At 52.5% G+C, this 12090-nt stretch carries 11 protein-coding genes; 5 read left to right on the top strand and 6 right to left on the bottom strand.

Features of this window, described 5'->3' with window-relative positions; translation table 11 throughout:
* Position 1: 1 nt before the first annotated feature.
* The gene (dgcJ, locus tag BWI76_RS11470) at positions 2-1504 is read right to left on the bottom strand and encodes a diguanylate cyclase DgcJ (RefSeq protein ID WP_004138305.1); all 1503 of its coding nucleotides are present in this window, start codon (positions 1502-1504) and stop codon (positions 2-4) included.
* Between the two features lie 361 nt (positions 1505-1865).
* On the opposite strand from dgcJ, the gene BWI76_RS11475 reads away from it, so the two are divergent.
* Complete coding sequence (locus tag BWI76_RS11475) at positions 1866-3023, top strand: glycosyltransferase family 9 protein (RefSeq protein WP_049090022.1); 1158 nt, start codon at positions 1866-1868, stop codon at positions 3021-3023.
* Positions 3024-3070: 47 nt separating this feature from the next.
* On the opposite strand, the gene BWI76_RS11480 is transcribed toward BWI76_RS11475, so the two are convergent.
* Positions 3071-4354: a YeaH/YhbH family protein gene (locus BWI76_RS11480; protein WP_004138302.1), complete on the bottom strand. Its 1284-nt coding sequence runs from the start codon at positions 4352-4354 to the stop codon at positions 3071-3073.
* Between the two features lie 130 nt (positions 4355-4484).
* Positions 4485-6419: a protein kinase YeaG gene (gene yeaG / locus BWI76_RS11485; protein WP_004121478.1), complete on the bottom strand. Its 1935-nt coding sequence runs from the start codon at positions 6417-6419 to the stop codon at positions 4485-4487.
* A 426-nt stretch (positions 6420-6845) separates the two neighbouring features.
* On the opposite strand from yeaG, the gene BWI76_RS11490 reads away from it, so the two are divergent.
* Entirely contained in the window at positions 6846-7592 is a 747-nt protein-coding gene (locus tag BWI76_RS11490) for a MipA/OmpV family protein (protein WP_004138300.1), read from the top strand.
* A 92-nt stretch (positions 7593-7684) separates the two neighbouring features.
* A complete protein-coding gene (locus tag BWI76_RS11495; protein ID WP_064371691.1) occupies positions 7685-8539 on the top strand; it encodes an aldo/keto reductase in 855 nt (284 codons plus the stop codon).
* Between the two features lie 117 nt (positions 8540-8656).
* Here BWI76_RS11495 and BWI76_RS11500 read toward each other — a convergent pair whose 3' ends face one another.
* Together BWI76_RS11500 and gapA are read right to left on the bottom strand one after the other, a co-directional pair.
* Positions 8657-9541 carry a D-hexose-6-phosphate mutarotase gene (locus BWI76_RS11500; protein ID WP_004138297.1) on the bottom strand — a complete coding sequence of 295 codons (885 nt, stop codon included), beginning with the start codon at positions 9539-9541 and terminating at the stop codon, positions 8657-8659.
* Positions 9542-9615: 74 nt separating this feature from the next.
* A complete protein-coding gene (gene gapA / locus BWI76_RS11505; RefSeq protein ID WP_004138295.1) occupies positions 9616-10611 on the bottom strand; it encodes a glyceraldehyde-3-phosphate dehydrogenase in 996 nt (331 codons plus the stop codon).
* Between the two features lie 338 nt (positions 10612-10949).
* Between gapA and msrB the strand changes: the two genes are divergently transcribed.
* The gene (msrB, locus tag BWI76_RS11515; protein WP_004138294.1) at positions 10950-11363 is read left to right on the top strand and encodes a peptide-methionine (R)-S-oxide reductase MsrB; all 414 of its coding nucleotides are present in this window, start codon (positions 10950-10952) and stop codon (positions 11361-11363) included.
* Between the two features lie 42 nt (positions 11364-11405).
* Complete coding sequence (locus tag BWI76_RS11520) at positions 11406-11681, top strand: YeaC family protein (protein WP_004138292.1); 276 nt, start codon at positions 11406-11408, stop codon at positions 11679-11681.
* Positions 11682-11741: 60 nt separating this feature from the next.
* On the opposite strand, the gene yajD is transcribed toward BWI76_RS11520, so the two are convergent.
* Positions 11742-12086: an HNH nuclease YajD gene (gene yajD / locus BWI76_RS11525; RefSeq protein WP_004138290.1), complete on the bottom strand. Its 345-nt coding sequence runs from the start codon at positions 12084-12086 to the stop codon at positions 11742-11744.
* Between the last annotated feature and the right edge of the window lie 4 nt (positions 12087-12090).

A 12090-nucleotide genomic window follows, 5' to 3' on the forward strand; every position in this document is an offset into this window, starting at 1 on the left:
CTCAAGATTCTTCTTCTCGCCCCGGGTAAGGATACTTTTTTTGCTTTTTATTTTCGTACAGCCGGGCATCGGCGATTTTCATTACATCGGCCAGGCTATCCCCCGGCGCCATGCTGTAGGCGCCCCATGAGAAATTAACGCGCCGGTTAATGTCAATTGCCCTCAGGTGCTGGCGAATACGCTCGGGGATATTTTGCGCCTCTTGTTCCTCATAATCGATCAGGATCAGGAAGAACTCATCGCCGCCCAGACGGATGCCGTAATCGCTTTTACGGATGGCGGCGGAAATGGATTGCGCGAGCAGCACAATCGCGCGGTCGCCTTCGTCGTGCCCCCAGGTATCATTAAGGTATTTAAGCCGGTCGCAGTCCAGCGCCATAAACACGATATTCACCCCCTGCTCGGTAAGCTTTTGCATGCGGGATTCCAGCAGCGAGGAGAGAATTTTACGGTTGTAAAGACCGGTTAAAGAATCACTAATGTTCTCTTTGAAAACGTCGATATACAGACGAAAGTGCATGCGTACCAGATGCAGTAAAACGCCGGTAGATATCAGGTAAAACAGGAATAGCTTCCAGGAGCTAAGCAGAAAATAGGTCATATCCAGCGACAGCGCAATATGCAGGTTTTCCGCTACCTTCTGGCTATGGTGGGCATAGCTGAAAAAATGCGTGTTGCTGCGGTGTACGCGGATTTCAGATGTTGAGTCGGAGTCCGTTAACGTGATGTCGAGATAGCGCCAGACCAAAGGGCGGTCGGCGGTGTAAAGAAGTTTCTCAATATCATGGCGAGTGACATCCACCATCACGATGCCCTTCAGCCGATCCCGATGATAGACCGGGGTTAAAAATGACAAAATATTCTGCCCGGTTAACGCATCAGCATAGATGCTGGAAATCAGCGTGCGGCCACGAAGTAAACCGTTGAGGCTGTTCTGAGTGATGCCTAGTTTGCTGTCGTGAAGAAAGTCCCAGTTGGCGACTAGATTGCTTTTTATCTCAATTGGTGAATAGAAATAGGCATACTTATTATCTAAATCAAGATAGTAGCGGAAACGTTTGTCTGATTTGAATGTTGCCGCATTCAGCGCTGAGTTCATATCGCTTTGGGCGATAGCGGCATCAAATGCCTGCAGCGCCGGGAGAGCGTTGATCCATGGCCCGCACGACGCCTGCGTGGTACTGAGCGTACCGTGAAGCCCGGGGAAGGTATGCCCGGCGATATTCAGGCCGAAGACTTTACCCTTGTTCTCGACGCTGGCGCAGGCCTGTTGGGCTTTTTCGGCAGTCGGATGCGTATCCAGCTTTCGCGCGACCTGGGAGATCACGAGCTGATTTTGATATTTATCGTACAGAAAGGCGGATTCGCCCTTTTCGATGATATATCGCATGTATTCTGACATATCCCGATGGCTGGCGACTAATTCATACACCAGAAACGAAGATGTCAGGACAACCACCCCCGCAGAAATGAAATAACGGAGTAATTTATTCTGTAATTTCATGATGATAATTTCGCCAGCACGATTAAGATGATTCTACCATGGGCGGCCCGGTGGCGCCACGACCGATGATAAGCATACTGGTCGTCTGTCCAGCATCGCCATGCGTCATCACCGAACGGCAATGAAGATAAATAGCTGATTAAATATAAGGACGCTAAGTTATGTGGCTATCGTAAATATTCGACTAAATTCATTTTTCACTCATTTTGTTCTCAATAAAATATGCTGCAATAACCGCGCTGCGGCTATCCTGCCGCCGCTAAAAATGAAATAATGTTAATTATCAAGCGAACTTTTCTTATTTTCACCAGTCCTTAGCAGGGTAACAGGCGGTACTATTGATAGCGGTAATGAGGTTATGATGATGGAAAACGCAGCGGTGCAGGCATCCCCCCGAAAGTTTAAAAAAATAAGGGAGCTAAACAGGCGTCGTAATTATTTATTTAAGAAAATACGCAATGTCATTCGAGTCTATATCGCTAAAGCGTTCTGGGATAGTCGCGTGCGCCGCGAAGCTGATTTAACCTCTGTTAAAACGGTGTTGCTAATGCGTAATGAAGGGGCGATCGGCGACGTGGTAGTAGATTCAGCGCTGGTTAAATGCCTCCATAAGGCAGGTATGACCGTTGATTTTCTGTTAACGAAATCAAACAGTCAGGTCATGCGTGATAATCCACATATTCGCCATATTTATGAAGCTGAGAATGTCGACTCGGCGGCTTATCTGCGTAAATTTACCCATAACGTTCCTCGCTCCGTTATTAATGAGCTTGCGAATAATAAGTACGATATTGTAATTGACCCGTCGCTGTTTGATATTCCGGTTCACCGCATGCTGCTTTTACGGCAGATAAAACCCAGGTCGGTACTGGGATTTAATAAATGGCCTTCCATCAATCACTATACCCGGTCTTTTGATTTTGACTGTGAAAACTGGCACGTCAGCAAGACATTTTCGATCATCGCTGATTATCTGCAGCTGGATAAGAAATATCTGCACTCTTATGACCTGCATATCCCGCAGGATGTTAATCATCAGGTTCGTGAATATCTGGCGGCGCTGAACGGGCGTAACGTGGTGATTAATATTTTTGCCGGGCATCAGGACCGTAGTATGTCGCAGACGCAGCTGGCTGCGCTTATCGCCAGGCTGTGTCAGGATTATCCCGACGTCAACATCATCCTGCTCGATCACCGCGATGAAATCCGCATTCCCCTGGCGGAAAAGGTCTGCGTGAATCCGTTTAAAACGCTGCATCACTGCATGGCGCTTATTGCCCAGGCCGATTTAGTTATCTCACCGGATACTTCGGTGGTCCATATGGCGGCGGCGTGGAAAAAACCGCTTATCGCGGTCTACAAAGATGTGCGGATGAATAATCGACTCTGGGCGCCGGGATACGACAAGGCGCGGCAGATCATCGTTAAGTGCGGCAAGGTGCACCAGCTGGAGAGCTTGCCCGACCTGATTATGTCGGAGATTGATCCCGGTACTTTGCAACGGGGGCGGGCCGGGTAAGGCGGGATAAAAAACAGCCAGCGTCTGTGCTGGCTGTCGGGAAAAGTTTAACCGTCCGCTTTTGAGGTCTGCTTGTGAAACAGTTCGCGAAATACCGGATAAATATCTTCCGGGTCGCGAATATGCTGCATAGCAAAGTTTTCGAAGGTCGACTGCAGGTGTTCATACTCCCGCCACAGCGTCTGGTGCGCCCGACGGGTTATCTCAATATAGCTATAGTAGCGCACCACGGGCAGGATCTTCTTCGCCAGCAGTTCATGACACAGCGGTGAGTCGTCCGCCCAGTTATCCCCATCCGAGGCCTGCGCGGCGTAGATATTCCACTGCGCCGGGTCGTAGCGCTCTTTGACCACTTCATCCATCAGCTTCAGGGCGCTGGAGACAATCGTGCCGCCGGTTTCCTGCGAATAAAAGAATTCGTGTTCGTCGACCTCTTTAGCCTGCGTATGGTGGCGGATATAAACGACATCGACGTTTTTATAGGTCCGGCTGAGGAACAGATACAGCAGGATGTAAAAGCGTTTTGCCATGTCCTTGGTCGCCTGGTCCATGGAGCCCGAGACGTCCATCAGGCAGAACATGACTGCCTGGCTTGACGGTTCTGGCCGTTTTTCGTAGTTCTTGTAACGTAGATCGAAAGTATCAATAAACGGGACGCGGTCGATTTTCGCCCGCAGTTCGGCTATCTCTTTGCGCAGCCGCTCCTCTTCCAGCAGCTGTGCCGGTTCGCTTTTGCTAATGGTATCAAGGTCTTCTTCCAGCGCGTGCAGTTCCCGGCGTTTACCGGCGGTCATCGCCGTGCGCCGCGCCAGCGAGTTTTGCAACGAGCGAACGACGCTGATATTGGCGGGAACGCCGTTAGCGGTATAGCCCGCGCGATGGGTTTTATACTCCGTCAGCTGGCGCTGCTGGTTTTTCTTCAAATTTGGCAGGGCGAGATCCTCGAACAATAGATCGAGATATTCGTCTTTCGAAATCTGAAAGACAAACTCGTCCTGGCCTTCGCCGTCGGCGCTGGCTTGCCCCTGACCGCTGCCTCCACCGCCACCGCCGCCCTGAGGGCGTTCGATACGGTCATTTTGTACAAAGTGATCGTTACCGGGGTGTACGCGATTGCGCAGGCCGCCGCGTCCCTGATGAAACATCGGTTCGTTAATATCGTCCGTTGGGATGGAGACGGACTCTCCGCTCTGAATATCGGTCACCGAGCGCTTGTTGATGGCCTCGGAGATCGACTGCTTTATCTGCGCTTTATAGCGGCGCAGAAAGCGCTGCCGGTTGACGGCGCTTTTATTTTTCCCGTTCAGGCGTCGGTCTATGAACCAGGTCATATGCCCTCCTGTACTGCATTTGCCAACTATGCCCCGGCCATTCAGGCGCGGAAAACAGCCCATCGCTGAATGTTATTGGGTCTTCGCAGTTATTATTAACCCGACAGCGGTGAGCTGCCGGGCCGGTCTATCAGGATGATTTACGTACCCGCAGATACCATTCGCACAGCAGACGAACCTGCTTACGGGTATAGCCTTTCTCCATCATGCGGTCGACAAAGTCATCGTGTTTTTTCTGCTCATCGGTTGACGTTTTGGTGTTGAAGGAAATCACCGGCAACAGCTCTTCGGTATTGGAGAACATTTTCTTCTCGATAACCGTGCGCAGTTTCTCGTAGCTGGTCCAGTTTGGATTACGCCCGCTGTTGTGCGCTCTGGCGCGCAGCACGAAGTTGACTATCTCGTTGCGGAAGTCTTTCGGGTTACTGATCCCGGCGGGCTTCTCGATTTTCTCCAGTTCCGCATTCAGCGACTCGCGGTCAAACAGCTGGCCGGTATCCGGGTCGCGGTATTCCTGATCCTGAATCCAGAAGTCGGCGTAGGTGACATAACGGTCAAAAATGTTCTGCCCGTACTCAGAGTAGGATTCAAGGTAGGCGGTCTGGATCTCTTTGCCGATAAACTCGGCGTATTTCGGGATCAAATAGCCTTTGAGGAACTCAAGATAACGCTCTGACTGCTCCTGCGGGAACTGCTCGCGCTCGATCTGCTGCTCGAGGACGTAGAACAGATGCACCGGGTTGGCGGCGACTTCGGCATGGTCAAAGTTAAATACCCGCGACAGGATTTTGAACGCGAAGCGGGTAGACAGGCCGTTCATCCCTTCATCAACGCCGGCATAATCGCGATACTCCTGATAGGATTTCGCTTTCGGGTCGGTGTCTTTCAGGCTTTCGCCGTCATAGACGCGCATTTTTGAGTAAATGCTCGAGTTTTCCGGCTCTTTCAGCCGCGACAGAATCGAGAAGCGCGACAGCGTTTCCAGCGTGCCCGGCGCGCACGGCGCATGGGTCAGTTCGCTGTTATTAAGCAGTTTTTCATAGATGCGGATCTCTTCCGAGATACGCAGGCAATAAGGCACCTTGACGATATACACGCGGTCGAGGAAGGCCTCATTGTTTTTGTTATTCCGGAAGGTCACCCATTCCGATTCGTTGGAGTGGGCGAGGATGATCCCGTTGAACGGCAGGGCGGAGATCCCTTCGGTACCGTTATAGTTGCCTTCCTGCGTCGCGGTCAGCAGCGGGTGCAGCACCTTGATAGGCGCTTTAAACATCTCGACGAATTCCATCAGCCCCTGGTTGGCGCGGCACAGGGCGCCGGAGTAGCCGTAGGCATCCGGATCATTCTGCGCGTAGTGCTCCAGTTTACGAATATCCACTTTACCGACCAGCGCCGAGATGTCCTGGTTGTTCTCGTCGCCGGGCTCGGTTTTGGCGATGGCGATCTGCGCCAGAATTGATGGCCACACTTTCACCACGCGGAACTTAGTGATGTCGCCGCCGAATTCATGCAGACGCTTGGCCGCCCACGGCGACATAATCGTCCCCAGATAGCGGTTTGGAATGCCGTACTCTTTTTCGAGGATTTGCGCATCCTCCTGCGGGTTGAACAGACACAGCGGATGGTCGTTGACCGGGCTGCGCTCTCCGTTTGCGCTGAGCACATAGATAGGGACGCGCTGCATTAAGGACTTCAGGCGTTCGGCAAGCGATGATTTACCGCCGCCCACGGGCCCCAGCAGATACAGAATCTGTTTCTTCTCTTCCAGCCCTTGAGCGGCGTGCTTCAGGTAAGAAACAATTTGCTCAATGGCATCTTCCATCCCGTAAAACTCTTCAAAGGCCGGATAGCGTGCGACAACCCGGTTTGAAAAGAGACGGGATAGCCTGGGTTCGAGGGCCGTATCGACCATGACCGGCTCACCGATGGCCATCAGCAATCTTTCTGCTGCGTTAGCATAAGCACTGCGATCTTGCCGACAGATGGTAAGAAACTCCTGCAGTGTGAACTCTTCGTCCTTGGCAGCTTCATAGCGCTGGCGATAGTGATCGAATATATTCATGGCATGCCGTCCTTTCGTTTTTAGCACAGGTTGAGAGCCGTTCATATGAATAGTGGGAGCCCCCGGAAGAGGTAAGCTGCATAGCGCTCTCTGATACTCCAGCAACCCTTATGCCAGGTTGGCGAAGTATCGGGATAACGTGCCCCGCATTTACTTCTTCTAAATTTAAGCGTAGATGCATTTGGAAAACTTGCATGGCGTAGAAAATCAATTTCAATGACATATCAATAACTCATCCGGAAAACGGTCTCTTTTTTGCACCTCTTGTCCTGCGGCGTCATGGCGCTGTCATTCAGGTGTCAGCTTGTGGTCATCTGACGATGAGAAAATGATGAGTTCAGTGTAATGACTGGTAAAGAATTTGAGGCATGACGTATACAACGTTAAACTGCCTGCGCTGATTATTTGACAACAGGAATATGGATCGTGACTAAAATCAAACTTCTGGCACTTGGTGTGTTGATTGCGAGTTCAGCATCCGCCGTACACGCTGAAGGGAAGTTCACTTTAGGGGCGGGTGTGGGTGTGGTCGAACATCCCTACAAGCAATATGATGCTGATGTTTACCCGGTGCCCGTTATTAATTATGAGAGCGATAACTTCTGGTTTCGCGGCTTGGGTGGTGGTTACTACCTGTGGAATGATACCAACGATAAGCTCTCTGTGACCGCGTACTGGTCGCCGATGTACTTTAAGCCTGGCGACAGCGATAGCCAGCAGATGCGTCGCCTGGATAAGCGTAAGTCCACGGTGATGGCGGGGCTCTCCTACGAACATTATACGCAGTACGGCTTCCTGCGCACCGCGCTGTCAGGGGACACCCTGGATAACAGCAACGGTATCGTATGGGATCTGGCCTGGCTGTATCGCTATACCAACGGCAACCTGACGCTTACGCCGGGTATTGGCGTGGAGTGGAACAGCGACAACCAGAACGAGTACTACTATGGTGTTTCGAAACATGAGTCGAATCGCAGCGGCATGCGCAGCTACGATCCGGACAGCAGCTGGAACCCGTACCTCGAGCTGTCGGCAAACTATCGTTTCCTCGGCGACTGGAGCGTATACGGCGTGGCGCGCTATACCCGCCTGTCCGATGAAATCACCGATAGCCCGATGGTGGACAAATCCTGGAGCGGCCTGATTTCTACCGGGGTCACTTACTCCTTCTGATAGTGCTTTATTACAGGGCATTTTGTGCATCAAAACAGGGCGTCTCGCCCTGTTTTGCATTATGGTGGTGCAATCATTTGCAGGAGGTAGCGATGGCAGAAAGGACCATTCGTTTTGGCGAGCATCCGGCGGTTCCCGTTATCGGGCAGGGGACCTGGTATATGGGTGAAAACCCGGCGCTGCGCGCGCAGGAGGCGGCTGCACTGCGCGCGGGCATCGATCTTGGCCTGACGGTTATCGATACGGCGGAAATGTATGCTGACGGCGGCGCTGAAGAGGTCGTCGGCGAGGCGATTCGCGGGCAACGCGATCGGGTGGTGCTGGTGTCTAAAGTCTATCCATGGAATGCCGGTGGACGCAAAATAGCCCGCGCCTGCGAGGCCAGCCTGCGCCGCCTCAATACCGACTATCTGGATCTTTATCTGCTGCACTGGCGCGGAGATTATTCTCTACAGGAGACGGTTGCCGGCATGGAAGCGCTGGTTGCGCAGGGTAAAATTCGCCGCTGGGGCGTGTCGAATCTCGATGAGGATGATATGCAACAGCTCTGGCAGGTGGAGGGCGGCGAACGGTGCGCGACCAATCAGGTGCTCTATCATCTGGCTTCCCGCGGCATTGAGTATGACCTGCTGCCGTGGTGCCAGCAGCGGCGGCTGCCGGTAATGGCCTATTGTCCGCTGGCTCAGGCCGGTCGCCTGCGCAATGGACTTTTAAATCATACCGTTGTGAAAAATATTGCGCAGGAGCGGGGCGTGACCGCGGCGCAGATTCTGCTGGCGTGGGTGATTAGCCACCGGGAGGTACTGGCGATCCCGAAGGCGTCGAGCATTGAGCATGTCGCGCAGAATGCCGCGGCGCTGGATATTGTGCTGAACGATGAGGAGCTTGCGCTTCTCGATAAAGCTTACCCGGCGCCGGCCAGAAAAACGCCGCTGGATATGGTGTAAAGCAAAGCCCAACTCTGCGATCGGCAAAATACGCGTACAATCAGTCGAGTAGGCCGGGCAAGGCGTAAGCCGCCGCCCGGCAGAACGATGTTAACCCGCGCGCCATCCTGCTTTGCGTTAGCGTTTCACCACGCGGAGGGTTTGCGCCAGGCGCGAAGGTTTCTCTTCGCTGGCCTTCTGGGTTTCGGTCACGCAGCAGGTTTCTACGCAGACGAAGGTTTTGTAGCCATCATCCGGCATGTCGCCCATGCTGACGGAAAGCGCCGGACCCGGGTTCCAGGCCACCACGTTGCTGTTGTGATGATGCGTAACGTCGATATTGCGGTTCAGCGCATCGTCGTGAATCACGCTGCAGGTTTCGGCATTCAGATACACGCGGTCGGTACGATCGGGAAAGGTCTCTGTGCCATTGCTCAAAACGCCTTCTTCCGCGTTTTTCACTTTATCAATATAACGCTCCCCCAGACCGCTGACCTTCACAGCCGCAATGTCGCCGACGTTGAAATAGGTGTGCAGGGCGGAAGTGGTTTCAAATTCGCCGTGCGCTTCCAGCTCAATTTCGCAGGTTTTGCCCAGCTTGAAACGCGCCAGCAGGGTGAACTCGTGCGGCCAGTACTGGCGGGTAGCCTCGCTGCTTTTCAGTTCAAAGGTCAGCACCGCGCCTTTGTCATCTTCATCGTGCCCTTTCAGAGCCCAGGGCAGATTGCGGGCGAAGCCGTGGGAGGGCAGACCCGGCTGCGCAGAAGGGCCGAACCACGGCCAGCAAATCGGCACGCCGCCGCGCAGGGCAACGCCGTTTTTAAACGGCGTATTGCCGCTGAGCCACAGGACTTCTTCTTCGCCCGCGGGCTTCCAGGAGAGCAGGTGAGCGCCCTGCAAAGCCACGGAGGCTTTCACCTGCGGATGGTCAACGACGATCAGCTCGAGGTCATCAAGCTGGCGGCGGGAAAGGACAGGGGTAAGTTGTTCGATAACCGGGAGGGCAAAAATTTTATTAATCATTACGCAATCCTTTATCTTCAGACAAAAAAAAGAGCGACCGAAGTCGCTCTTACAGATTACTGTCTCATCTCAACTTATTTGGAGATGTGAGCAATCAGGTCCAGAACCTTGTTGGAGTAACCAGTTTCGTTATCGTACCAGGAAACCAGTTTCACAAAGTTGTCGTTCAGAGCGATACCCGCTTTGGCGTCGAATACGGAAGTGCAGATTTCACCGTTGAAATCGGTGGATACAACGTCGTCTTCGGTGTAGCCCAGAACGCCTTTCATTGCGCCTTCAGAAGCAGCTTTGATTGCTTTCTTAATTTCTTCATAAGAAGCAGCTTTTTCCAGACGAACGGTCAGGTCAACAACGGATACGTTCGGAGTCGGAACGCGGAACGCCATACCGGTCAGTTTGCCATTCAGTTCTGGCAGGACTTTACCTACAGCTTTAGCAGCGCCGGTAGAAGACGGGATGATGTTCTGAGCTGCGCCGCGGCCGCCGCGCCAGTCTTTGTGAGACGGGCCATCAACGGTTTTCTGAGTTGCGGTGGTTGCGTGAACGGTAGTCATCAGACCTTCGATGATGCCGAAGTTGTCGTTGATAACTTTTGCCAGCGGAGCCAGGCAGTTGGTGGTGCAGGATGCGTTGGAAACGATGTCCTGGCCTTCGTATTTGTCAAAGTTAGCGCCTTTAACAAACATCGGGGTGTTGTCTTTGGACGGGCCAGTCAGTACGACTTTTTTCGCGCCAGCGGTGATGTGTTTACGAGCGGTTTCGTCGGTCAGGAAGATACCGGTTGCTTCAGCAACAACGTCAACACCCACTTCGTCCCACTTCAGGTTAGCCGGGTCACGCTCAGCGGTAACACGGATTTTTTTACCGTTAACGATCAGATGACCGTCTTTCACTTCAACGGTACCGTTGAAACGGCCGTGAGTGGAGTCATACTTCAGCATGTAAGCCATGTAGTCAGCGTCTAACAGGTCGTTGATTGCAACGATCTCGATGTCAGAACGTTCCTGAGCAGCACGGAAAACAATGCGACCGATACGGCCAAAACCGTTGATACCTACTTTGATAGTCATATATTCCACCAGCTATTTGTTAGTGAATAAAAGGTTGCCTGTAAAATTACAAAAACCTTACGCAGCGTCAAGCGGAATCGTGTCAATCATTGCGACAAATCAATCCAGAGCATGCCTTTGCGCGGTCGATTTATCCCACTTTCCCTTTGAGCCCAATTCCATATGGGGGCTGCGCCCGGAATTTTAAAGGTCATTGAAGATAAAAATGTGATATTCATCACAATTGTGTGGCTGCCTTTTGGCGTCGCCTAAGTTTAGAACAAAAGTGCACGCTTCATTGTTAATATTTTGTTAGAATTGACGTGAAAAGTTGTCCTTTCACAGCGAGAAGCAAGTCAATGTCGAATAAACCCTCTTCGGACGAGCTCAAAAAAAATTTGAGCGAGATGCAGTTTTACGTGACGCAGAATCACGGTACTGAGCCGCCGTTCACCGGGCGGTTGCTGCACAACAAACGCGATGGCGTCTACCACTGCCTGGTGTGCGATGCCGCGCTGTTTCACTCGCAAACCAAGTATGATTCCGGCTGCGGCTGGCCGAGCTTTTATGAGCCCGTCAGCGATGACGCAATTCGCTACCTTGATGATTACTCCCACGGTATGCAGCGCACGGAAATTCGCTGCGGAAACTGCGATGCTCACCTTGGGCACGTATTCCCGGATGGCCCTCAGCCCACCGGAGAACGTTTTTGCGTTAATTCGGCCTCGTTAAGCTTCACCAATGACGAAAACGGTGAGCAAATTAAGGGTTGAAAAAACGATTCAGCAAATTATTCCAAACGGGGATATCGGAAGATGGAAATCGATCGGATTATTGACGGTATGACGCCGGAAGTTTATCAGCGCCTGGCCACGGCGGTGGAGTTGGGTAAATGGCCGGACGGCGTGGCGTTGACTGACGAACAGAAAGAGAACTGCCTGCAGCTGGTGATGCTTTGGCAGGCGCGCTACAACGTTGACGCGCAGCATATGACCATCGATACCAACGGGCAGATGGTGATGAAAAGTAAACAGCAGCTGAAAGTTGACTTCGGCATTACGCCGCAGCCTATCGCGACCTTTAAATCCTGAGCCTGAAAAGGCCTGCGTCAGCCCGGCCAGGTGTGCGCCGGGCTTTGATGCGTCACAGCGTTATTTCTTGTTCATCATCGCCTTAAGATCGGCGAAGGGGTTATATTTCGCTTCGCCAACGCTTTTCTGCGCATCTTCGCCGGCGACCACCGTCGAGCCGTACAGATCGGCTTCGGTGTATTTTGAGTGCTCATGATCGTGACAGTACAGGCACAGCATCTCCCAGTTGCTACCATCTTCCGGGTTATTGGAGTGGTCGTGATCGATATGGTGCACCGTCAGCTCACGCAGGTTTGAATAGACAAACTCACGCGAGCAGCGTCCGCAGACCCAGGGGAAGAGCTTCAGCGCTTTTTCGCGGTAACCGACTTCCAGACGGGCGTAGTTTTTCGGGATATAAGCCATAATA

This window comes from Klebsiella sp. M5al (assembly GCF_002090195.1).
In the GTDB taxonomy this organism is placed as follows: Bacteria; Pseudomonadota; Gammaproteobacteria; order Enterobacterales; family Enterobacteriaceae; genus Klebsiella; species Klebsiella grimontii.